At 62.2% G+C, this 22,899-nt stretch carries 20 protein-coding genes; 7 read left to right on the top strand and 13 right to left on the bottom strand.

Annotated features, from left to right (window positions below):
* Window positions 1-9 precede the first annotated feature (9 nt).
* Window positions 10-1,161: an efflux RND transporter periplasmic adaptor subunit gene (locus PQR67_RS20620; protein WP_408463175.1), complete on the bottom strand. Its 1,152-nt coding sequence runs from the start codon at window positions 1,159-1,161 to the stop codon at window positions 10-12.
* 158 nt (window positions 1,162-1,319) lie between these two features.
* Window positions 1,320-2,852, bottom strand: a complete 1,533-nt coding sequence (locus PQR67_RS20615) for an efflux transporter outer membrane subunit (protein ID WP_408463172.1) — start codon at window positions 2,850-2,852, stop codon at window positions 1,320-1,322.
* Window positions 2,853-3,242: 390 nt separating this feature from the next.
* On the opposite strand from PQR67_RS20615, the gene lpxA reads away from it, so the two are divergent.
* Window positions 3,243-4,037, top strand: coding sequence for an acyl-ACP--UDP-N-acetylglucosamine O-acyltransferase (gene lpxA, locus PQR67_RS20610; RefSeq protein WP_408463170.1), 795 nt, complete (start codon window positions 3,243-3,245; stop codon window positions 4,035-4,037).
* 139 nt (window positions 4,038-4,176) lie between these two features.
* Here lpxA and PQR67_RS20605 read toward each other — a convergent pair whose 3' ends face one another.
* Entirely contained in the window at window positions 4,177-6,108 is a 1,932-nt protein-coding gene (locus tag PQR67_RS20605; RefSeq protein WP_408463167.1) for a TonB-dependent receptor domain-containing protein, read from the bottom strand.
* Between the two features lie 312 nt (window positions 6,109-6,420).
* Entirely contained in the window at window positions 6,421-8,694 is a 2,274-nt protein-coding gene (metE, locus tag PQR67_RS20600; protein WP_408463165.1) for a 5-methyltetrahydropteroyltriglutamate--homocysteine S-methyltransferase, read from the bottom strand.
* Window positions 8,695-8,837: 143 nt separating this feature from the next.
* Between metE (PQR67_RS20600) and PQR67_RS20595 the strand changes: the two genes are divergently transcribed.
* Together PQR67_RS20595 and cobF are read left to right on the top strand one after the other, a co-directional pair.
* Window positions 8,838-9,761, top strand: coding sequence for a LysR family transcriptional regulator (locus tag PQR67_RS20595; RefSeq protein ID WP_408463163.1), 924 nt, complete (start codon window positions 8,838-8,840; stop codon window positions 9,759-9,761).
* A gap of 88 nt (window positions 9,762-9,849) precedes the next feature.
* A complete protein-coding gene (cobF, locus tag PQR67_RS20590) occupies window positions 9,850-10,614 on the top strand; it encodes a precorrin-6A synthase (deacetylating) (protein ID WP_408463161.1) in 765 nt (254 codons plus the stop codon).
* Between the two features lie 51 nt (window positions 10,615-10,665).
* On the opposite strand, the gene metE (PQR67_RS20585) is transcribed toward cobF, so the two are convergent.
* Window positions 10,666-12,957 carry a 5-methyltetrahydropteroyltriglutamate--homocysteine S-methyltransferase gene (gene metE / locus PQR67_RS20585; protein ID WP_408463158.1) on the bottom strand — a complete coding sequence of 764 codons (2,292 nt, stop codon included), beginning with the start codon at window positions 12,955-12,957 and terminating at the stop codon, window positions 10,666-10,668.
* A gap of 110 nt (window positions 12,958-13,067) precedes the next feature.
* On the opposite strand from metE (PQR67_RS20585), the gene PQR67_RS20580 reads away from it, so the two are divergent.
* Window positions 13,068-13,973 carry a LysR family transcriptional regulator gene (locus PQR67_RS20580; RefSeq protein ID WP_408463156.1) on the top strand — a complete coding sequence of 302 codons (906 nt, stop codon included), beginning with the start codon at window positions 13,068-13,070 and terminating at the stop codon, window positions 13,971-13,973.
* 34 nt (window positions 13,974-14,007) lie between these two features.
* On the opposite strand, the gene PQR67_RS20575 is transcribed toward PQR67_RS20580, so the two are convergent.
* Window positions 14,008-14,862, bottom strand: coding sequence for a helix-turn-helix transcriptional regulator (locus PQR67_RS20575; RefSeq protein ID WP_408463153.1), 855 nt, complete (start codon window positions 14,860-14,862; stop codon window positions 14,008-14,010).
* Between the two features lie 102 nt (window positions 14,863-14,964).
* Between PQR67_RS20575 and PQR67_RS20570 the strand changes: the two genes are divergently transcribed.
* On the top strand, window positions 14,965-15,864 hold the full coding sequence (locus tag PQR67_RS20570; protein WP_408463150.1) for an SDR family oxidoreductase: 900 nt from the start codon (window positions 14,965-14,967) through the stop codon (window positions 15,862-15,864).
* 145 nt (window positions 15,865-16,009) lie between these two features.
* Window positions 16,010-16,801, top strand: coding sequence for an SDR family NAD(P)-dependent oxidoreductase (locus PQR67_RS20565; RefSeq protein WP_408463147.1), 792 nt, complete (start codon window positions 16,010-16,012; stop codon window positions 16,799-16,801).
* Between the two features lie 47 nt (window positions 16,802-16,848).
* Here PQR67_RS20565 and PQR67_RS20560 read toward each other — a convergent pair whose 3' ends face one another.
* The 4 genes from PQR67_RS20560 to PQR67_RS20545 are packed head-to-tail and all read right to left on the bottom strand — an operon-like array spanning window position 16,849 to window position 20,343.
* Complete coding sequence (locus PQR67_RS20560; protein WP_408463145.1) at window positions 16,849-18,141, bottom strand: NAD(P)/FAD-dependent oxidoreductase; 1,293 nt, start codon at window positions 18,139-18,141, stop codon at window positions 16,849-16,851.
* 8 nt (window positions 18,142-18,149) lie between these two features.
* Entirely contained in the window at window positions 18,150-18,896 is a 747-nt protein-coding gene (locus PQR67_RS20555) for an amino acid ABC transporter ATP-binding protein (protein ID WP_408463142.1), read from the bottom strand.
* Window positions 18,893-19,549 (bottom strand): amino acid ABC transporter permease, encoded by a 657-nt coding sequence (locus tag PQR67_RS20550; RefSeq protein ID WP_408463140.1) that lies wholly within the window; start codon window positions 19,547-19,549, stop codon window positions 18,893-18,895. Before PQR67_RS20550 ends, PQR67_RS20555 begins: the two co-directional genes overlap by 4 nt.
* Window positions 19,550-19,578: 29 nt before the next feature.
* A complete protein-coding gene (locus PQR67_RS20545) occupies window positions 19,579-20,343 on the bottom strand; it encodes a substrate-binding periplasmic protein (protein ID WP_408463137.1) in 765 nt (254 codons plus the stop codon).
* Window positions 20,344-20,497: 154 nt separating this feature from the next.
* Between PQR67_RS20545 and PQR67_RS20540 the strand changes: the two genes are divergently transcribed.
* Window positions 20,498-21,334, top strand: coding sequence for an IclR family transcriptional regulator (locus PQR67_RS20540; RefSeq protein WP_408463134.1), 837 nt, complete (start codon window positions 20,498-20,500; stop codon window positions 21,332-21,334).
* Window positions 21,335-21,364: 30 nt separating this feature from the next.
* Here PQR67_RS20540 and PQR67_RS20535 read toward each other — a convergent pair whose 3' ends face one another.
* The 3 genes from PQR67_RS20535 to PQR67_RS20525 form a co-directional block, all read right to left on the bottom strand.
* Window positions 21,365-21,874, bottom strand: a complete 510-nt coding sequence (locus tag PQR67_RS20535; protein ID WP_408463131.1) for a DUF1269 domain-containing protein — start codon at window positions 21,872-21,874, stop codon at window positions 21,365-21,367.
* Window positions 21,875-22,107: 233 nt separating this feature from the next.
* Window positions 22,108-22,317, bottom strand: a complete 210-nt coding sequence (locus PQR67_RS20530) for a hypothetical protein (RefSeq protein ID WP_408463128.1) — start codon at window positions 22,315-22,317, stop codon at window positions 22,108-22,110.
* Window positions 22,318-22,379: 62 nt separating this feature from the next.
* Entirely contained in the window at window positions 22,380-22,673 is a 294-nt protein-coding gene (locus PQR67_RS20525; RefSeq protein WP_408463126.1) for a GYD domain-containing protein, read from the bottom strand.
* Between the last annotated feature and the right edge of the window lie 226 nt (window positions 22,674-22,899).

Below are 22,899 nucleotides of genomic sequence, written 5' to 3'. Positions count from 1 at the left end.
GCGGTCTCTCTATTGTTCCTGAGGCGCCGGGTTCGGATTGTCCGCCGGCTGCACGCTGTTGTTGATGATGAGCGGCGTACCGTTCTTGAGCTTGAGCTGCCCGCTCGTCACGACCTGCATGCCGGCCTCGACGCCTTTGAGGATCGCAACCTGATCGCCGCGTGTCGGGCCTGGCGTGACGAACACCTGTTGCGCGGTGGGCAGCGCCTTGCCCTGCGCGTTGGGTTGCGCGCCCGCTTTGACGATGAACACGGTCGCGCCGTAGGGGTTGTAGGTGATCGCTGTTTGCGGCAGCGTGAGGTAGCGCTGCCCGGCGCCCGCGTCGATTTTCACGTTCGCGTACATGCCCGGCAGCAGCTTGCGCTCATGATTGTCCACCGTGGCTTCGATCTGAATGTTGCGCGTGGCGCTGTCGACTCTCGGGTTCATCGACAGGATCTTGCCCGTGAAGGTTTGCCCGCTATACGCGTTGGTATCGACCACGATGGTCTGGCCGATGGCGAGCTGGCCGAACTGCTGCTGCGGCAGGTAAAAATCGGCAAAGATCGGGTCGATCGCTTGCAGCGTCACGATCGCATCGCCGGGATTGAGGTACTGCCCCGGATTGATCGTGGTGATGCCGAGGCGTCCCGCGAACGGCGCGCGGATCGTTTTCTTGTCGACGAGCGCAGCCTGTTGCGCGACTTGCGCCTTCTTGCCCTTGAGGTCGGCGGCGTCCGCATCGAGCTGCGCCTTGGCGATTGCCTTGATGTCGTATTGGGCCTTGTCGCGCGTGTAGACGGTCTGGGCGAGTTCTGCCGCGGCCTGCAGCGACTGGAGCAGCGCCACGTCGCTGTCGGCATTGAGTCTGACAAGAACTTGCCCGGCTTTCGCTTTCTGCCCCGAACTGAACGCCACCTCGCGCACGAGGCCCGCGACTTCGGTGGTGACATCGACGCCGCGCACGGCGCGCAGGCTGCCGACTGCCGTAAGCTGCGGTTGCCACGACTGATAGCCGGCGACGATCGCCGAGACGGTGGAGGGCGGCGCCGCGTTGCTCGCCATGAACTTGCCGATCATGTACGAGCGGAACTGGTTGAAGCCGACCAGTGCGGCGAGCAGCAGGCCGACACAGATCAGCATGATCACCATCCGCTTTGTCATCGGTTTTCTTTCAGTCATCGTTGTGTCCTTGCACGGCATGGGGCGAAGCGCCTGACGGTTGGTTGCTTCGTTCCTTTGTTTCTGACTGCGCGTGTTGTTGCAAAGAGCGGTGATGCGAGCGTTCTGCGGGCCGGGCCGGTTACGTCAATGCGTCAATGTGTCAATACGTCGTTGCGTCAATGCGTCGTCGCGGCGGTGGCCGGCACGGGCGCGTTCCACCAGCCGCCACCGAGCGCCTGGAAGAGGGCGGCGGTGTCGGCGTAGCGGGATGCCTGCGCCTGTGCGAGGCTGACCACCGTTTGCTGATACTGGCGTTGGGCATCGAGCAGTGAGAGGTAGCTCACGCCGCCGACGCGGTACTGTCCACGCGTGAGGTCCAACGAATCGCTGGCGGAGCGCCAGGCATCCGTCTGTGCTTTCAGGCCGGTCGCGTCGTGATCGAGCGCGCGCAGCGAGTCCGCGACGTTCTGGAACGCCAGCAGCACCGTTTCACGATATTGCGCGTCGGCCTGCTCGTACGCCGCCTCGGCCGCGCGCTTCTGTGCGCTCAGTTGGCCGCCGTGGAAGACGGGTTGCAGCAGGCCGGCCCCCAGACTCCAGATCGTGCTGCCCGCCTTGAACACCTGGGCCGGCGTGAGGGCCTCGGCGCCATAGCTGGCGGACAGCGTGATCTGCGGATACATCGCCGCGGTCGCCACGCCGACTTGCGCGCTGGCCTGATGCAGCACGGCGTCGGCGGCGAGGATGTCGGGCCGCTGCTGGACCAGCGCTGACGGCAGGCTCACCGGCAGCGACTCGGGCAACGAAAACATCTCGAGCCTGAATTCGGGCAATCCTGCGTCACTGGGCAGTTTGCCGGCCAGCACGGCGAGCTGGTGACGCACCTGGTCGAGTTGTTGTTGCAGCGGCGGCAGCGTGGCGCGGGTCTGCGCCAACAGGGTCTGTTGCGCGAGTACCGCCGTGCGGCCCACGCCCCCCAGTTCGAACTGTTTGCCGAGTACGCCGAGTTGCTCGGCCTCTTCCGTGGCGATCCGCTCGGTTGCCTCGATCTGCGCGCGCAGCGATGCTTCCTTGACCGCCGCGGTCACGATGTTGGCTGACATCGCGAGATAGGCCGCCTGCAACTGAAAGTCCTGGTAGTCGATTTGCGCGTGCAAGGCTTCGAGTGCGCGCCGCGAGCCGCCGAACACGTCGAGTTTGTACGACACATTCACCGATGCGTTGTAGAGATTGAACTCATCGACCACACCAGGTTCGCCGAAGGAGATGCCGTTCAGTTTTTGTCGCGTGGCGCCGAGTTGCGCATCGACGCTGGGCAGAAGGGTGCCCCCGGCTTGCGCCTTGAAGTTTTCGCGCGCCTGCCGCAAGGCGGCTTGCGCGGCGGCGATGTTCGGGCTGTTGACGAGCGCCTGACGGATCAGCGTATCGAGCGGTTCGCAATGAAAGAGGGCCCACCAGGCGGCGGGAATGTCCTGTCCTGGCACAAAGCGCTGGGGCAAGCCGGAGGCTCCGGGAGACGAAGCCGTCTGCCCGGGCAGCGGCGCGGCGGTGTAGGTGTCGGTAGCGGGCGCGGCGGGTGTGCGGTAGTTGGGACCGACCATGCAGCCGGTCACGGCGGCACAGCCGCAAAGCGCAGCACAGAAGCCACGAAGGCCACGCAAGCCACGAAGGCGCCGCCGCCCGGCAATACGCTGGTTCACGTCGATCATCGATCCACCTTACATCGCCTGCGTTTAGCTTAAGCGAGGGGAGCGGATGGGACTATTCGAGCCACCCGAACTTCGATGTTTCCTGTCCTGACCGCGGAATTTATCCCATGCGGCAAGAAATCTACGCGTAGCCTAGCACGCTCGATTGCGGCGCGTGACGCACGAGATCACGTAGTCGGTTCGCTCGATGCTCTTGCCGACAGCTATTTGTAAGGTGGCGAATTTTCCTGGAGCCGGCGAGCCGACATTCAGCCGCTCGTAACCAGTTGAAAGGTCAACGGCGAGCGGGAATAAAGACCCATATAATCGACCGCTGAAATGAATAGGGGCTCGCTGCTCCGGCATGGAATCTGAATTGCAAGGCCACACAAGTGGCATTCCTGAGAGGTTATGTTTGTGATCGATAAAACGGCTGTCATCCATCCAACCGCAGTGATCGAAGAGGGCGCGGTCATTGGCGCCGGTGTTCGCATTGGTCCTTATTGCTGCGTTGGCGGCGAGGTCGAGATTGGTGAGGGCACCCAACTCAAGTCTCACGTCGTCGTAAGCGGACGCACCCGCATTGGTCGGGACAACATAATCTATCCCTTCGCCACGATTGGCGAAGACAACCAGGACCTGAAGTACGCCGGGGAGCCGACGCTCGTAGAAATAGGCGATCGGAACAGAATCCGCGAGAGTGTCACGATCCATCGCGGCACGATCCAGGGCGGCGGCGTCACCCGGGTTGGCAACGACAATCTGCTGATGGTCAACGCTCACGTTGCCCACGATTGCAGCGTTGGCGACCATTGCATTCTGGCAAACAATGCAACGCTGGGCGGTCACGTCATCCTGGACGACCACGTGATCATCGGCGGTATGTGCGCGGTTCATCAATTCTGCATCATCGGCGCGCACGTCATGGTTGGAGGCTGTTCCGGCATCGCGCAAGATGTGCCGCCGTTTGTCATCGCCCAAGGCAATCATGCTTCGCCGATTGGCGTGAACACCACGGGGCTGCAACGCCGCGGTTTCAGCAAAGAGGCCATACAAGCCATTCGGAATGCCTACAAGTTGCTTTACCGGAGTGGCAAGACGCTTGATGAAGTGAAGCCGGAGATCGCTGAAATTGCGTCCGCTCACGTCGAGGTAAAGCCGTTTTACGAATTTCTGTCGCGCTCCACTCGCGGTTTGATTCGGTAAGGCACGGCCTCGCAATGCGCAGGGCCGGAGAAAACCGGCGTGGACTCATTCGACGCCCGGCAGGCCGGTTTTCATTAAATAGCGCTATGCCGCCGGGTGAATTGCCGCCCGACGGCATAAAACGTGAGCCCGTTACCGCCTAGAACGTATACGCCACCTTGCCGAATGCCGTGCGGCCGAGCGAGTTGTAGCCGTATGCGGTGACGTACTGCCGGTTAAAGAGGTTCGACAGACTGGCGGACACGGTGAGATGCGAGTTGATCTTGTACGCGGCGCGCAGATCGACTCGTGTGTACGACGGCAGATAGGTCGTGTTGAACTGGTCGTCGAAGGTCGAGCCGCCGTAAAGCAGCGAGACGCCGGTGCTGAGCGCGTGCAGGTGGAACTCGTCCCACATGTGATCGACGCTCAGGGCGACCGTCTGGCGCGGACGGCGGGGAAGCCACGTCTGGTCGGTGACGTCCTGCGGATTCAGAATGCCGACCGCGACACTGACGGGTGTCGATTTGCCGATTGTGCCCTTGTAGGACAGATCGATGCCCTGGACGTGGGCACGCCCTACGTTCACGGGCATGCTGGTCGCGGCGTTAAACGAGATGAGGTCATGGACCCGGGTGTCATATACGGCGGCCGTGAAGGTGCCGAAAGACGTCGAGGCGTCCAGTGCTGCCTCGACCGTGTCGCTGCGCTCGGGCAACAGGTTCGGATTGGCGTAGCCCGGATAGTACAGATCGTTGAAGGTCGGCAGGCGGAATGCATTGCCATACGAGAGCCGCGCCGTATAAACCGGCGTAATGGCATAGGCCACCGCCACATTGCCGGTATTGACCGGCAGGCCCTGAACAATGTCGTGGCGACCGGCGAGGAACACCGTCAGCGCACCGAGCGTGGCCGACTGATGCAGCGAGAAAGACGAATCGTTGCGCGCCGGCAATCCTTGAGGGACATCCACCGGCAGGAATGCCAGTTCACGGCTGAAGTCGTAGGCAAGCTTCGTCTCGCCGGAGAGCGGCAGGCCGAACAGTGCCGGCCCGCGTTCCTGGTGCGTTAGCGAGGTCGTGGTACTTAAGCGCGTCGAGTCGAATTCGTCGGTGGGGATGGCCGGATTGTTCGCATAGACGAACTGGCGGTCCGTAGCGTAGCCTACCGACTGGTCAAACTGCGTGGACGGCGTGATGTCCAGATGAAACGCGAGGCCGGTCGTCAACTGATGATCGAGTTGCCGGTCGGCGCCGCCCGCGTTGTCGTAAGACAGATCGGACCTGTGATACAGGGCAAATGCGGAGAGCGACCAGTTGTCGTGCGCATAGCCGAGCCGCGCATCCACGTCCTGCGCGTGGTACGGATTGCGGCCGTCCTCGTGGCCATAGGCGTAGGGCTGGGTCGCTTCGATCCCCGCGGTGTTGTAGTCGTGCAGACCGAGCGAGTAGGTCAGTCCGGAGAGTGCCGAAAGCGGACCGGTGGACGGGATACTGCCCGACGTGCGGATTTGCGTATCGAAGGTCTTGTTCGAGCCGCCGCCTAGCGAGATCGTGGTCCGGTTCGGCTGATTGGCCGCATGGTTGGTGAACAACTGTACGACGCCGCCCATCGCATTCGCACCGAACGAGGCGGCCGCCGGCCCCGAGATGACCTCGACGCGGTCGAACGCGGAGGTCGGCAGATCCGCCCACTCGGCTTGTCCGCTGGTCGCGGAACCGACCCGGATACCATCGATAAACACCGCGACCTGACTGGCGGACGAACCCCGGATACTGACCGAGGCGGTGGAGCCGGGTCCGCCGTTTTGCGAAAGGGTAACGCCGGGTAGCGTGGCGAGGGCTTGCGTGATACTCGGATCGATCGGCGACAGACGCTCGAGATCGGCGCGCGTCAGGACCTGAGTCGTGGCGAAGCGCTGGTCGAACGATTGCGGCAGATGTTGCGTGTCGCCGGTGACGAGAATATTCGGCAGCGTGGTTTCTGCCGGGGTCTGTGCCGGCTGCGGCAAGGACGTGTCGTCCGCGGCCTGTGCAACCTGCCATGTCGAGACGCTCAGGGCAGACGTGATGATGAAATGACGGAACTTCATGATGGAGATGGGCTGTGTCTTGTCGGTTCTTGCGGGTAGTGAGTGGGCCGCCTGGGCGCAGTCACACGGTTTAACGTCTGGCTGAACAGGCTTCCAGTTCGTCGTAACGTTTCACGCGCTAGAGGACGAACGAGCCAGGCCAGGCGCCAATATTGACGAGGGCGGAAGCGCTATCAACACGGATGACGCGCCGATGACGCGCCGGCGCAACGAGTGACGGGAACCATCAGCGCGAAGCGTACCGATGCGTCGTGGTTGTCGTCAATCACTACGACGCTGGCGGCACGCTTCCTTGCTGTTTTCAGGTTTTGCTTACTGTGCTGAGAGCCTTTGTCGCAGCGCTCTGGCGGCCAGCACCATATTGGACAAGGCCGCTTCCGTCTCCGGCCAGCCCCGGGTTTTCAGGCCGCAGTCGGGGTTGACCCACAGGCGGTCAGCCGGAATGACCTCGCATGCGCGTTCGAGCAATCGCTGCATCGTTTCGACGCTCGGGACACGCGACGAATGGGTGTCGTATACGCCGGGTCCGATTCCGTTCGGATAGGCGAACTCGCCGAAACCGTCGAGCAACTCCATCGAAGAGCGCGATGTCTCGATCGTAATCACGTCCGCATCCAGCGCGGCGATCGCGGGCAGAATGTCGTTGAACTCCGAGTAACACATATGGGTGTGGATCTGCGTGGCGTCAGAGACGCCGCCCGCAGAAATCTTGAAGGTCCGGGTCGCCCAATCGACGTACGCGGACCAGTCTGCCTTACGCAGCGGCAGCCCTTCACGGAAGGCGGGTTCATCGATCTGAATGATGCGGATGCCGGCCTTCTCGAGGTCCACGACTTCGTCGCGAATGACCAGCGCCAGTTGGAGCGCTGTGATCGAGCGCGGCTGATCGTCACGAACAAACGACCACTCGAGCATGGTGACCGGTCCGGTCAGCACCCCTTTCACCAGGCGGTCGGTCAAAGACTGCGCATGACAGGCCGCGTCCACGATCATCGGCTCGGGCCGGTAGACGTCGCCGTAGATGATTGGTGGCTTGACGCACTGCGCGCCGTAATTCTGGACCCATCCGCTCTCGGTGAGCGCACATCCCCAGAGCTTGTCCGCGAAGAATTCGACCATGTCGTTGCGTTCGACTTCGCCATGCACCAGCACGTCGAGTCCGAGTTCTTCCTGTCGCCGCACGACGCTCGCCGTTTCGGCTCGCATCCGTTCAAGGTATTCCAGTGCGCGCATTTCGCCTCGACGATAGGCGGCACGCGCTTGCCGGATTGCCGCCGTTTGCGGAAACGAACCGATTGTCGTGGTGGGCAGGAGTGGCAGTTTGAGCGAGTGACGCTGCACACGGCTCCGATCGGCGAACGGACTCTTACGGCTGGCCATCGTCTCGGTGACAGCGGCGACACGCCGTTGCACCAATACGTTGAATACCGCGCCTGAGTTGCGGCGCGACTCGAGCGCGGTAGCCGCGGCCGCGAGCGCCGACTGGGCTGCTGATGGATCGCGCAGCGCCAGCGCAATCGTGCTGAGCTCATCGAGTTTTTCGGTCGCGAAAGCCAGCCACGACCGGAGTTCGCCATCGAGCTTCTGTTCGGAGGCGAGCGTGACCGGCACATGGACCAGCGAGCAGGACGGCGCGATCCACAGCCGGTCGCCGCGTTCCGCCTGAAGGCTTTCCAGTGAGCCGACAATGGCGCCCAGATCGGCGCGCCAGATGTTGCGTCCATCGACGACGCCGACCGACAGGACCTTGTCCGCCGGCAGCGCCGAACGCCACGCCTCCAGTTGCTGCGGGGCCTTGACCAGATCGATATGCACACCGTGAACAGGCAGTTGTGCGACGCTTGGCGCGTGATCGGCGGCGGTGTCGAAATAGGTCGCCAGCAGCACCTTGAGGCCCGAGTCGCCCAGTACGTTGTACACGGCGGAAAACGCCTCGAGCCAATCCGCTTCGAGATCGAGACAGAGCGCGGGTTCGTCGAGCTGAACCCATTCGATACCTCGCGCCTTCAGCGTGTCGAGAATGCGCAGGTAGCGGATGACCAGCTTGGGCAATAACGACAGCCTGTCAAAGTCCGCAACGCGGCTTTTGGATAGCCACAGATAGGTGATAGGTCCGATCAACACCGGCTTGACGGCAAGACCCAGGGCGAGCGCTTCGTCGACTTCCTCGAAGAACCAGTCGATGCCGCCGTCGAACGCGGTGTCGGGACCGAGTTCCGGCACCAGGTAGTGGTAGTTGGTATCGAACCACTTGGTCATCTCCATGGCCGGCTGCGCCTTGTTGCCTCGCGCCAGTTCGTGATACTGGGCGAGCGACAGGGTCTTCGGCTCGAAGCCGAATCGTTCCGGCAGCGCACCGAGCAGGGCAGTCAGGTTCAGCATCGGGTCGTACCACGCGAAATCGCCGACTGCGACAAAATCCAGCCTGGCGGCGCGCTGCAATTCCCAGTGACGGGCACGCAACTCCTTTCCGACCCCACGCAGATAGGCATCGTCGGATTCTCCGCGCCAGAAAGATTCCTGTGCGAACTTGAGTTCGCGATGCGCGCCGATGCGCGGAAAACCGGAGATGTGAGTGCGGGCCATGCGGAATCCTTGAGTGGATGCCGCGTAGTGTGCAAGTCACGTTATGATTCATCAAGCGACATGTTTTCATCATCATATGAACCACATTCATATCAAGAATTTCTCCCCTTTGCTTTACTGTCACGGCCGATGCGGGCGGTGCGATGCTTGAACTGCGGCATCTTCGTTCGCTCATTGCGATATCCGAATCCGACAAGCTGGTGAGCGCCGCCGAACGGGTCAATCTCAGCCAGTCCGCGCTGTCGCATCAGATCCGCGACATGGAGGCGCATTACGAGGTGTCCCTCTTCGAGCGCACCCGCTACGGTCTGCGTTTTACGGCTGCCGGCGAGCGGCTACTTGCTCTCGCCCGGGAAACGGTGGCCGCGGTTGCCACCGCCGAGCGCGATCTCGTTCGTCTGAAGGGCGACGTGCGGGGCGAGCTTCGAATCGTGCTGGAATGCCATACCTGCTTTGACTGGCTGATGCCGGTCATGGATGAATTTCGCCGCCGCTGGCCGGAGGTGGAAGTCGATCTGGTCGCCGGGTTCCATGCCGATCCGATGAAGCTGCTGAACGAAGGCAAGGCGGACGTGGTAATCGGCTCGAAGCCTGCCACAAGGCGTAATTTGCACGTTGCACCGCTTTTCCGCTTCGAGATACAGGTGGTGATCGCCAATGAACACCGCTTGCGCAACAAGCGGCGTGTCGGTCCCGACGACCTGCTAGGCGAGACGCTGATTACCTATCCTGTGCCGGAATCGCGTATCGATCTGATTCGCGAAGTTCTGGAACCGGCAGGGATCAAGCTCGAACGGCGGACCGCGGAGTTGACTATCGCGATCATGCAACTGGTGGCGAGTCGCCGTGGCATTGCGGCGCTGCCGAACTGGGGGGTGAAGAACTACGTCGACCACGACTATGTGCTCGCCAAGCGCGTCGGTGCCGGTGGACTATGGAGCGAACTCTATGCCGTCGCACCCAGAGGGATCGCGGGTCGGCCGTACTTCGACGATTTTGTGCGGATCGTTCGGGACATCTGCGCGGCTCAACTGGACAGCATTGAACTGATAGCCGGCAACCCGTGAGCGCTTGGCAGCACGTCCAGCATAAATTGACATCAACCGCGGGCGTGCTCGATCGAGACGCCCGCCGCATTAGCCAGGAGTTGAAGTGATGAAGAAAATCCTGATCATCGGAATTGGGGCAGGGGATCCTGACTACATGACCGTTCAGGCGATCAACGCGCTCAATCAGGTCGACGTATTCTTCGTGATGGATAAAGGCGTCGCGAAGGAAAAACTGGTCGCGCTACGCAAGCAGATCATCGAGCGATTCATCAACGGTGACGATTATCGGATCGTCGAGGCCACCAGCCCTGAGCGCAGACGCGACGACTCAGACTACCGATCCGCAGTCGACGAACTGAACCGTGACAAGCAACGCCTGTTCGAGCGCCTGATTGCAGACGAGTTGCACGACGGCGAAGTCGGCGCTTTTCTGGTGTGGGGCGACCCTTCGCTCTACGACAGCACGATCCGCATCGTCGAGGCGATTGCGCAAGAGGGTCGGCACGCGTTTCACTACGATGTGATTCCCGGGATCAGCAGCGTCCAGGCGCTGGCCGCACGGCACAAGGTTCCACTGAACCTGATTGGCCGATCGATCGCGATCACCAACGGCCGCTCAATCGCCGAAGGGTTCCCGGAGAATGTCGACAGCGTGGTCGTGATGCTGGACTCGCAGAATGCCTACCGGCATCTCGCGGATGAAGACCTGGACATCTACTGGGGCGCGTACGTGGGCACGCCCGACGAGATTCTCATCTCAGGAAAGCTGCGCGACGTGATGGACGAAATCGAACGCGTCAGGGCCGAGGCTCGCCGCACCCACGGCTGGATCATGGACACGTATCTGCTGCGCAAGCGTGACGGAAAATGAGAGATGGCCACCAGAAGGTGGCCATCTTTCGCTATCAGCTTACCGGCTTCCTCAGACGGAAGCGCGCAGCTTTTTGGCAGCCGCCACCATGTTGGTCAGCGCCGGAATGACTTCTTCCCACTGGCGCGTCTTCAGACCGCAGTCCGGGTTCACCCACAGGCGCTGCGCCGGAATGCGTTCAGCGGCCTTCTTCATCAGTTGAACGATATGTTCTTCGCTCGGGATGTTCGGCGAGTGGATGTCGTACACGCCCGGGCCGATTTCGTTCGGGTAGTTGAAGTTGTCGAACGCGTCGAGCAACTCCATATCCGAGCGTGAGGTCTCGATGGTGATCACGTCGGCGTCCATGTCGGCGATCGACGAGATGATGTCGTTGAACTCCGAATAGCACATATGCGTGTGGATCTGCGTTTCGTCATCCACGCCATTGGCGGTGATCCGGAACGACGTCACGGCCCAGTCCAGGTATTCCTGCCATTGCGACTTGCGCAGCGGCAGACCTTCGCGCAAGGCCGCTTCGTCGATCTGGATCACGCGCACGCCGGCCTTTTCGAGGTCAAGCACTTCCTCGCGGATCGCCAGCGCCAACTGGTAGCACGACACCGAACGCGGCTGGTCGTCGCGCACGAAGGACCAGTTCAGGATCGTGACCGGACCGGTCAGCATGCCCTTCATCGGCTTGCTGGTGAGCGACTGCGCGTACTTGATCCATTCGACGGTCATCGCCTTCGGGCGGCTGATGTCGCCGAACAGGATAGGCGGCTTCACGCAACGCGAGCCGTACGACTGCACCCAGCCGAACTGGCTGAACGCGTAGCCGTCGAGCTGTTCGCCGAAGTATTCCACCATGTCGTTACGCTCGGCTTCACCGTGCACCAGCACGTCCAGCCCCAGCGCTTCCTGCTCGCGCACGCTGCGTTCGATCTCGGCGCGCATCGCGCTCCGGTAGCCGGTTTCGTCCAGCGCGCCGCTCTTGAACTGGCTGCGCGCATGGCGGATCTCGCCGGTCTGCGGGAACGAGCCGATGGTCGTGGTCGGGTAAGGCGGCAGCTTCAACAGTGCGGCCTGCTTGTCGGCGCGCGCCGGGTAGGCGTTCTTGCGCTGACCCAAGGCCGAGCTGATGTTCGCGAGGGCAGCCTTGACTGCCGGGTGGTTTACGCGTGGCGAAGCGCGACGGGCGGCGATGGCGGCAGCGTTAGCGGCCAGCTCTGCCTTGACCGCGTCGCGGCCCTGGTTCAAAGCGCTCGCGAGCACCTTCAGTTCGCCCAGCTTTTGCAATGCGAAGGCGAGCCACGAGCGGACTTCCGCATCCAGCTTCTGTTCGCTTTCCAGGTCCACCGGCACATGCAGCAGCGAGCACGACGGTGCGATCCAGACGCGCTCGCCCAGTTGCTTCGCGACCGGCTCGAGCCAGTCCAGCACACCGTTGAGGTCCGTTTTCCAGATGTTGCGGCCGTTGAGCACGCCGAGCGACAACACGCGGTCCTCTGGCAATTGGGCAATCACTGCAGCGACTTCTGCGCGCGCATTGATCGCATCCAGATGCAGGCCTTGCACCGGCAGTTTGCAAGCCAGCGACAGGTTGCCGAGCAACTGGCCGAAGTACGTCGCCAGCAGCAGCTTGACCTTGCTGTTCGCCAGCGCTTCGTACGCGGTGACGTACGCCTGTTGCCATTCAGCGGACAGTTCGGTGACGAGGATCGGCTCGTCGATCTGAACCCACTCGACGCCTTGAGCCGCCAGCGCGGCCAGCAGTTCGGCGTAAACCGGCAGCAGGCGCGGCAGCAGAGCCAGCTTGTCGGAGTCGTCCTTGGCCTTGCCGAGCGCCAGGTAGGTCACGGGGCCGACGATCACCGGCTTGGCCTTGACGCCTTGAGCCTTGGCCTCAGCCAACTGTTCCAGCAGGCGCGACGGGTCGAGTCTGAAGTCGGTGCCGGCGCTGAATTCGGGGACGATGTAGTGATAGTTGGTGTCGAACCACTTGGTCATCTCGCCGGCAGCAACGCCGCCGCAGCACGCGTTGTGGTCTTCGGCACCCTTGGCCGTCCGGCCGCGCGCGACGCGGAACGCGTTGTCGAGGGCATCGCCATGGAAGCCGTGCACGCGCTCCGGCAGGTTGCCCAGCGTGAAGCTCATGTCCAGCACCTGGTCGTAGAAGGCGAAATCGCCGACGGCGGCGAAGCCCAGGTCGGCCTGGTGTGCCCAGTGACGCTGGCGCAACTGGGCACCCAGCGCTTTCAGTTCGCCGAGTGAGGACTCACCCTTCCAGTAGGACTCGAGCGCGAATTTCAGCTCGCGCTTCGCGCCGATACGGGGGAAGCCCAGATTGTGTGTCGTTGCCATCGTGTCGCCTTGATTCGATCAGGTTGCGGATCGGTGCATCCTAGCGAAGGCGACTTATGAAGTAAAATGGTGATAATTCAACAAACCATTAGTTTAATTCATGGATCATCATGCTTGAGAGAATTCATCTCGCCATTGTCCAGGCCGTGGACGAGCGCGGCTCGCTCACTGCGGCGGCGGAAATCCTGTGCGTGACGCAATCCGCCCTCAGCCACTCCATGAAAAAGCTGGAGCAGCAACTGGGCACGGACATCTGGTTGCGCGAGGGGCGCAATCTGCGCTTGACCCAGGCCGGTCAATATCTGCTTGCCGTCGCCAACCGCGTGCTGCCGCAACTGGATCTCGCCGAAGAACGCCTGGGTCAATACGCGCAGGGCGAGCGTGGCGCGCTGCGCATTGGTATGGAGTGCCATCCTTGCTATCAGTGGTTGCTCAAGGTGGTGTCGCCCTATCTCGCGCGTTGGCCGGATGTGGATGTCGACGTCAAGCAGAAATTCCAGTTTGGCGGCATCGGCGCGCTGTTCGGCTATGAGATCGACCTGCTCGTTACGCCTGATCCGCTCTACAAGCCAGGCTTGCGCTTCGAACCGGTGTTCGACTACGAGCAGGTACTCGTGGTGAACCGCGAGCATCCGCTGGCTAACGTCGAGTATGTGAAGCCGGAGCAGTTGACGCGCGAGGTGCTGGTCACGTATCCGGTCGAGACGGACAGGCTCGACATCTACAACCAGTTTCTGATGCCGGCCGGTGTCACACCGCGGCGCCACAAGGTGATCGAAACCACCGACATCATGCTGCAGATGGTGGCAAGCGGCAGAGGCGTCGCGGCGCTGCCGCGCTGGCTGGTGGAGGAGTATGCCGGCAAGATGAACGTTGTTCCTGTGCGCCTGGGGCGCAAGGGCATTGCCAAGCAGATTTTCCTCGGCGCCCGCGAAACCGACACTGAAATCGACTACCTCAAGGCGTTCGTCGATCTGGCTCGCAAGCCGGAGGTGGGCCTGAACGAACCACGGTAGTCAGATCGTCGTGCGATCGGGAATGGCCCCCGGCTCACTTCGCAGCGGTTGCGAGCGTTCCCTCGACTAGCGAGCGGATCTGCTCCTGATCGGCCGGGGTCGCCGGGTTGTAGACGACCATCTGAAGATCCGGCCGCCCATCGACCGCGAAGGATGAGTATTCCAGCGAGATCGGCCCCAGCACGGGGTGGCGCAGGTGCTTGACGCCGTCGCCATGAGTCTGTACCTCGTTGTCTCGCCACATGGCGGCGAACTCAGGGCTTGCCCGGCACAGTTCGTCGACGAGCGGCGCCACCTCGGCGTCGGCGCCCGCGCGCGCGGCATCGATCCGGAAGGCGTTCACCACCAGGCGGGCCACGCTTGTCCAATCGAACTGCGCGGCACGCACGCGAGGGTCGCAGAAGATCATGCGCAGGATGTTGCGTCGCTCCGGGGGCAGGGTGGCGTAGTCGGTGAGCACCGCCGCAGCCGCGCGATTCCACGCAAGCACGTCCCACGTCGCAGTCCTGACGATCGCCGGGCTGTAGGGCAGTGCTTCGAGCAGGCGCTGCAGGCGCGGCGTGATCGCGTCGCTGCTCCGGTAGCGGACTTCGGGCGGATGGCCGAGGCCGAGCAGGAATACATGTTCACGCTCGATCTCGGTCAACATCAGGGCCTTGGCGATGCGGTCCAGCACGTCTGCCGATGGATTGCCGCCGCGCCCCTGTTCCAGCCAGGTGTACCAGGCCGCGCTGATATTGGCGCGCTGCGCCACCTCTTCGCGGCGTAGTCCGGCGGTGCGCCGCCGGCCACCGGAAATGCCGAAGGATGCGGGATCGAGCCTGGTGCGCCGGTTCTTCAGATAGCTGCCGAGCCGGTTGCCGCTTTCGTCGTCGTTCACTTGGGCCATGCTTAACCTGTTAAGACGTATACCCGGATAATGTCACCACTTTAACAGGATGATTTTGCCTCGTACATTGCTCCCAATCAACCGGATTCAGGAGCGTTTCACATGCGAGTCTTTGTCACGGGAGCGACCGGTTTCGTCGGCTCCGCTATCGTTCAAGAGCTGGTCGCGAACGGCCATCAGGTCCTCGGTCTTACCCGCTCGGCGCAAGGCGCGGCGGCGCTCGCTGCGGCCGGCGCCGAGGCGCACCACGGGTCGCTGACCGACTTCGACAGCCTGCGCCGGGGCGCGGCGGCTGCCGACGGGGTCATCCACACCGCCTTCAATCACGATTTCTCCCGCTTTGCGCAAAGCGCGGCGGAAGACCGTCAGGCGATCGAGGTACTCGGCCGTGTGCTGGAAGGCAGTGAGCGTCCGTTGCTCGTCACGTCCGGCACGGCGTTGCTGAGAAAGAGCGGCGCGGCGGCGACCGAGGCGGATGGTCATCCAACGCCGTCAGACAACTTTCCGCGCGCGTCGGAGGCGGCGGCAGAAGCGCTCGCCACGCGCGGCGTGCGGGCGAGCGCCGTGCGGCTGGCGCCGTCCGTCCACGGTGAAGGCGATCATGGGTTTGTCCCTCGACTCATCAGCATCGCGCGCGAGAAGGGCGTGTCCGCTTATGTGGGCGACGGCCTCAACCGCTGGTCCGCCGTGCATCGCCTGGATGCCGCCCGGGTCTTCCGGCTCGCGCTCGAGCGTGGCGCTATCGACGGTACCTATCATGCAATCGCTGAAGAGGGCGTGCCGTTCAAGGCAATTGCTGAATTGATCGGCCAGCGGCTCGGCGTACCGGTCGTCGCCAAATCACAGGACGAGGCGGCGGCCCATTTCGGATGGTTCGGTATGTTCATCGGCATGGATCTGCCGACCTCGAGCGCACGAACCCGTGCGATGCTGGACTGGACGCCGACCGGCCCGGACCTTCTCACCGACATCGGCCAGCCGGGCTACTTTGCGCATCCCTGAGGTTCAGCACCGGATCGGGGGCGAGCAGATTGTCGAGCGGTTGCCGGTGCTCGTGCTGAAACGCTAATAGCACGAATGCCGCGGCGTTTTGGCTGGGGTTTTGTATGCACTCAATTCAAGTGCGTTCGCAATCCCGGCTGATAGCATGGCGCTCACCCTGTTTGCGCCAGAGAAAAACGCCATGAAACTGAAGGACCGTGTTGCCCTGATTACGGGTGCCCAGCGAGGCATCGGCCACGCAATCGCGACACGTTTCGTCGCCGAGGGCGCCAAGGTGGTGCTTGCCGATATCACGGACGCGAGCGCCGAGGCAGACGCTCTTTGCGCCGCCGGCGGTGAAGCTTGCTACGTTCGTGTGGACGTGTCGCAGGAATCCGACGTGAGTGAGATGGTGCGTCAGGCCGAAGCGCGATTCGGCAACGTGGACATCCTGGTCAATAACGCCGGCATTGAATTCGCCAAGACCGTTCTCGATACCACCGTTGCGGAATGGGACCAACTCATGGCGGTTAACCTGAAAGGGGTTTTCCTGTGTTCGAGAGCCATCATCCCGGCCATGCAACGGCGCGGCCGGGGCGTCATCATTAACATTGCGTCCGAGTTGGGGCTCGTCGGCGAAGCCAATGTGGCCGCCTACTGTGCGTCTAAAGGCGGGGTGGTGATGCTGACCAAGGCGATGGCGATCGACCATGGCCGCAACGGTATCCGGGTGAATTGCCTTTGTCCCGGACCTGTCGCGACGCAACTGCTAGAAGATGTGTTTTCCAGCAGCCCCGATCCTGAAGGACTGCGGCGCTCTTTCGAAGCCGCTACCGTGCTGGGGCGCATCGGTTCGCCTGACGAAGTTGCCGGTGCGGCAGCCTTTCTGGCGAGCGACGACTCGGCCTTTATGTCCGGCGCAAATCTCGTCATCGACGGGGGATGGACCGCGCGCTAGGTGCAAGCCAAGTACGCGACGAGCCCGCGCTCATTCCGCGCTGAGGCTCACGACAGCGCGTCAAGCAGTCTGTACCATGCCACGCCCGCGCTGATATAAAACCGTTGCAACGCATGGAACGGAACGGGCTCGATCGACGTGGGCGGAAGCGGCAAGCCGCGTGTCGTCCCGCCGATCAAAGCGGCCAGATGCTTGCCCAAGGTCGTCGCCATCGCAATGCCGCGTCCGTTGTAGCCGAGCGCGATCGTCATGCCTTCTGCCGGCAGATGCACGTGCGGCAAAAAATTGCGCGTAATGGCGATGCGGCCGGCCCACCGGTATTCGTAGCCGATGTCCTTCAATTGCGGAAACATCAACTGGGCGGCCCGCTCGAGATGAGCCCAGTCCGCCGCGCTGCGAGGCTCGCGAAACGGTCCGCGTCCGCCCATCAGCAGACGCCCGTGCGCATCCTTGCGGAAATAGAGCAGCAGGCGCCGCGAATCGGAGGCCACTTCGCCGCCTGGCAGAATCGTGGCGCCGACATCCGCGGGCAGCGGTTTCGTTGCGACGATGAAGCTATTCGCCGCGATCACCGATTGCGCGAGACGTGGCCACAGGCCATCGGTGTAACCGTTGGTTGCCAGCAGGATTTGTTTCGAATCGATGAGCGGACCCTGCGCCGTGCGAATTCGCCAGCCTGCTGGGCCACGCTCGATACTCGCGGCAGCGGTTCCACCGTGGATCGCCGCGCCTGCCGTTTGCGCCGCGCGTGCGAGGCCGCGCGCGTAGCTCAACGGATGCACGCTGCCCGCGCGGCGATCGACCCAGCCGCCAACAAATGCGCCCGTGCCGAGCCGCCTCGATATCTGCGCACGGTCGAGCAGTTCGACCGGCGCGCCGCGCGATTCCCACTGCTTCGCCCGGGCGTGCAGCGTGCCGAGCAACTTGCTCGAATGGGTCGGCTGAATCCAGCCGGCGCGCGTCGCATCGCATTGAATGCCGTGGCGCTCGATCAGATCGAAAACCGCATCCGCGGCGCCGCCCGCCATCTGCACGAGCGCTGCGCCGTCGCGTGGGCCGTAACGCCGGATGAGTTCGTCGGGATCGTATTTCAGGCCAGGGATCACCTGGCCGCCATTGCGGCCGGACGCGCCCCAACCGGGCTCGTTGGCGTCGATCACGCACACGCGTAAGCCCTGTTCCGCCAGATGCAAGGCCGTCGACAAACCCGTATAGCCGGCGCCGACGATCGCCACATCCACCGTGACCGAGCTATCGAGCGGCGGCGCATCGACAGCGGGTTCCGCCGTTGCCGCCCAGAGAGAAGGGGGCAGCGGCTTTGCAACTTCAACCAGGCTCATAGTGGTATTCAAATCCGGGATGCTTCGGTAAGCGCGGGCATCTTGCCGAGAAACTCGCGTGTGCGAGGATTGCGCGGACGTTCGAACAGATCGGCGGCGGACCCTTCCTCATGGATCGTGCCGTCATGAAGAAAGCACACCCGGTCCGCCACTTCGCGCGCGAAGCCCATTTCATGCGTGACGACGATCATGGTCATGCCGTCGTCGGCAAGCTGGCGCATCACGCCGAGTACTTCGCCGACCAGTTCCGGGTCGAGTGCCGAGGTCGGCTCGTCGAACAGGATCGCTTTCGGTTCCATGGCCAGCGCGCGTGCAATCGCCACGCGCTGTTGCTGGCCGCCCGACATTTCGGCCGGGTAAGCGTCCATCCGATGCGAGAGACCGACTTTGTCGAGCAGATGCCGCGCCCGTTCGCGTGCCTGCGCCCGCGCTTCCTTCTTGACGAACACGGGACCCTCGAACACGTTTTCCAGCGCGGTGCGATGCGGAAACAGATTGAAGCGCTGAAACACCATGCCGACCTGGGCACGCAAGTCGTGGATCTGTTTCGACTTCGCGTCGACGGCGTTGCCTTCGACAGTGATCGTGCCGGCGTCATGCCGTTCCAGTCCGTTGATGCATCGAAGCAGCGTTGATTTGCCGGATCCCGACGGGCCAATCAGACACACCACCTGGCCGCGTTCGACGCTCAGGCTGACGCCCTTCAGCACGTGCTGATCGTGAAAGCGCTTGTGAATCGCGTCGACCTTGATCATCGTTTTCCCTTCAATCCGAGGCGGCGTTCTATCCGCCGCAAGCCGTAGACGAGCGGCAAGCTGAGCGCAAGATAGAGCAGCGCGACCAGCGTGAATACCGTCATGTTCTGAAACGTCGACGAGGCGATGAGTTGCCCGGCGCGCGTCATTTCGGCGACGGTGATCGTCGACGCGAGCGAGGAGTCCTTGAGCATCATCACGAGGGTATTGCCATACGGCGGCAAGGCGATCCGGAACGCCTGCGGCAACACCACGCGCCGCATGATCATCGCGCCGCGCATGCCGATGGACTGGGCCGCTTCGATCTGCCCGTGATCGATTGCCTGGATGCCCGCCCGGAAGTTTTCCGCCTGATACACCGAGTAGGCGACGCCGAGACCGATGAAGCCCGCCTGGAAAGCCGACAACTGCACGCCGAGATCGGGCAGCACAAAATAAATGTAGAAGAGCTGAACGATGATCGGCAGCCCGCGAATCACGTTGATGAAAGTCGCGGCGGCGTTCGATACTACGCGGTTCTGGGACACGCGCATCAGCGCGAGTGCCAGGCCGAGCAAGGTGCTCAGAATGAACGAGCAAAAGGTGATCTCGATCGTGACGATCGCGCCTTTCAGCAGGATGGGCAGAAACTCGATGGCGTTCTGGAAGAACATGGCAAACCGTCCTTATTCTGAAGACGACGTCATTCCACCTGCCACTTCTTGATGATCTGCGTGAGCGTACCGTCGGCCTTGATCTTTTTGATGCCGGTGTTCAATTGCTCCAGCGTTGCCGTGTCACCCTTGCGCACGACGAAACACAACTGGCCTTTTACCGACGGTTGATATCCGCTGACAAGGCGCAGTTGCGGATTCGGGTTGTGCTGAAGCTGGTAGGCGAGAATCGGCTGGTCGCCGAAGCCCGCCTTGATGCGGCCGAGCGCGACGTCGCGCATGATGTCGGCGACTGAATCGTAAGTCCGCACTTCCTTGTAGATGCCTTTCTTGTTCAACGCGTCGACGAATGCGGTGCCGACCTGCGCGCCGACGACCTCGCCCTTGAGATCGTCCATTGAGGTGTACTGGCCTTTATCGTCGGCGCGCACGATCAGACCTTCGCCATAGGAATACACGGTGTCGGAGAAATCGACGACTTGCTGGCGCGCCGGCGTTTTCAGCATGGCCGCCGAGATGATGTCGATCTTCTTCGTGGTCAGCGACGGAATCAGCGAAGAGAAGGTGGTCTGCTGGATCTTCACGTCGAACCCGGCAGCCTTGCCCGTTGCGGTAATCGCATCGACCAGAAGGCCCTGGATCGAGTTGGTCTTCACATCGAGAAAGGTGAACGGCACGCCGGTGGCCGTCGCTCCAATCTCGTAAGTGGGGGCGGCCACCGACAAGGCTGGTGCACCGGCGAGCAGCAATCCTGTTGCAAAGACACTGGCAAAGCGTTTGGCGAACTGGAACATGAGGTCTCTCCACGAGTTGACGACGGCCGATCGAAATATCGGTACCCATCAGTTGATACATGATATTCGAGTCAAAAATATCGACAAGCGGAATTTGCGTATCGATATTCGATATGATAGAGTCAATGTCAGGCTAAAACAATTGGGTGAATCCATGACACGCAAGACGCTCAGCAAGACGTTCAGCGCACCCCCGGAAGCGCCCCCGGAGCCGGAGGAAACGCCGGACGCGCTGTTCAATCAGTCGCTGGAGAAGGGCATTGCGGTGTTGCGCGCGTTTAGCGCGCAGCGCAGGTCGATGACGCTGCCGGAAGTCGCTGAGGCCACCTCCATCACCAAAAGCTCGGCACAGCGCATGATCTACACGCTGGAGAAGCTGGGCTATGTGAGAAAGCATCCGCGTACCCGGCGCTATCAACTGGCGCCGCGCGTGATGCAGATCGGTTTCAACTATCTGGCCGCCGACACGCTGATTGACGTCGCCAACCCGTTTCTATCCGAGCTCACCAATGTCACCGGTGAGACGACCAATCTGACCGAGCCGGACGGCGTCGACATGGTCTACGTGGCGCGCTTCGTGTGTATGAAGTTCGTGCCGATTCACATGCCGATCGGCAGCCGCATTCCGATGTACTGCACGGCGTCGGGGCGGGCCTATCTCGCGGCGCTTCCGGAAAACGAGTCACGCGCGCTGCTGCTGGCCAGCGATCGCGTCGCGCATACGCAATACACCGTGACGGATCTCGGCGAGATCGAGACGCGGCTCGCGCTGGTTCGGCGCAACGGCTATGCGCCGAATCGCGAGGAACTGTTCATTGGGGATATGACGATTGCGGCGCCCGTGCTCGACGGGGAACGCCGGCCGGTCGGCGCGGTTCACGTCGTCGCGCCAACGAGCCGGTGGACGCCGGCGGAAGCGGAGGCACGGCTCGCGCCCGCAGTGATCGATTGCGCCCGCGGGATCAGCAATTCGATCAGGACGCTCGCCTGAAGGCAGGCGCCGCTGATTGACCGCGAAGGATCAGGGAAAAGCCGGAATCGTCGGATCTGTTCCCTCGATGTCCGCTTCCGGATGGTGGCGTTTAACCAGTTCTTCGATTTCGTCGACGCGGTCTTTCCCGACGTCGACCATCATCAGCAATTCACCCTTTTCGATCGCGCTTTCGAAGCGCTTCAAACGCGTGCTCGGAATGCCGACACCGATCATGGTCGCGGTCCATGCGCCGAACCCCGCGCTCGCCAGCGTCATCAGGACCACGACGCCGCCCGCGATCGTCAGCCCGGTGGGTGGAAACGCCATCGCGACAAGGCCCACCAGCATGCCTGTCACACCGCCCGCGGCGGTGCCTCGCGCCAGCGCGGGCAGCAGGTCGCTGCGCTGCGCCAGCGTTGCCTCCGGTAGCTGTTCCAGGTGCACGTCCGGACGCGCGAGAACGTGGATGTGCCGCCACTCGACCCGCTTCAGCAACAGTTCGTCGATGATCGACTTCCCGCTTTGCACATCGGGCAACAGGAAATAAATGCGCCGCATGTCGGGCCTCCAATTGGGAAAATGCGCCGCCCAGCTCCGGGCGACGATACGGAGCCAGTCGCCTCGATAACGCCGGGTTCGCACGCTATGACTCTCAGACATCGAAATACGGATAAAACTCCCACGGATGCGGACGCAGTTCATGCGTGGACAGCGGCGGTCTCCTCTGGTCCAACTTTAGTTGGTCCGCCTGCTAAAACAGGCCAATCCCGCAAGGCGGACCACACGCCTCGCTACCGGTCCGCGGCCAGCCCCTTCAGATAGGCGTCACCGGCATCCTGAGCCGCGGCGCGCAGGGCAAATGTGTCGTCCGAAACCAGTGATCGTTTGATTTTTTTTGCTCCAAAGTCGACCAGCGTGATGACCCAGACATACTCGCCGGCCTGCTCGGCCGTTTGCACGAATGCGCGCACGTCTTCGTTGTCGTTTGCGTTTGTGTTCATTGTGATCTCCTGAGAAAGCGTCGCGGAGCGAAAACGGCTCGCGTTGCGGATGACGGCCTGTTTTATGGGAGTTTGCCGATAATCGCGCTGCATTCGTCCTTGGTGAACGCACGGAGCGTTTGCGTGCGGACATTGCCTGCCGACCCCAGCGCGTAGCCATATGCCGCGAAACTTTCGTCATCCGGTGCTTCGACGAGCGTGACGATGTCATATTTGCCCATCGTCCAATAGATGTCTTTCATTTCACAGCCAAAGGCTTTGGCCAGCTCCGCCGCTTGACTGGCGCGCTGCGGGCTGTTTTTGATGTTGCGAATACCCTGATCGGTGAATTGTGCAAGAACCACATAGGTTGCCATGGCGATTCTCCTTACGATTGATACGAAACGGGATTCACACGCGCAAGCCGGACCGCGAACGGTGTTGCGATCGTGGTGCCCGAAAACGTTTTGCGCGTGATCTGAGTGTAGGCAATGGAAGTGCTGGCGGTGTGCTGCAACGGGGCGTTTTCGTGTTTTCGCGTGAGTGGTTTGCGGTTAGACCGGCACAGTAGTGCGCCCGGTTTTCAAACGATGCTGAAGCCTG

Source organism: Paraburkholderia fungorum (assembly GCF_046026025.1).
GTDB classification, from domain to species: domain Bacteria; phylum Pseudomonadota; class Gammaproteobacteria; order Burkholderiales; family Burkholderiaceae; genus Paraburkholderia; species Paraburkholderia fungorum_E.
This window is presented reverse-complemented; position numbering and strand designations above follow the sequence as displayed.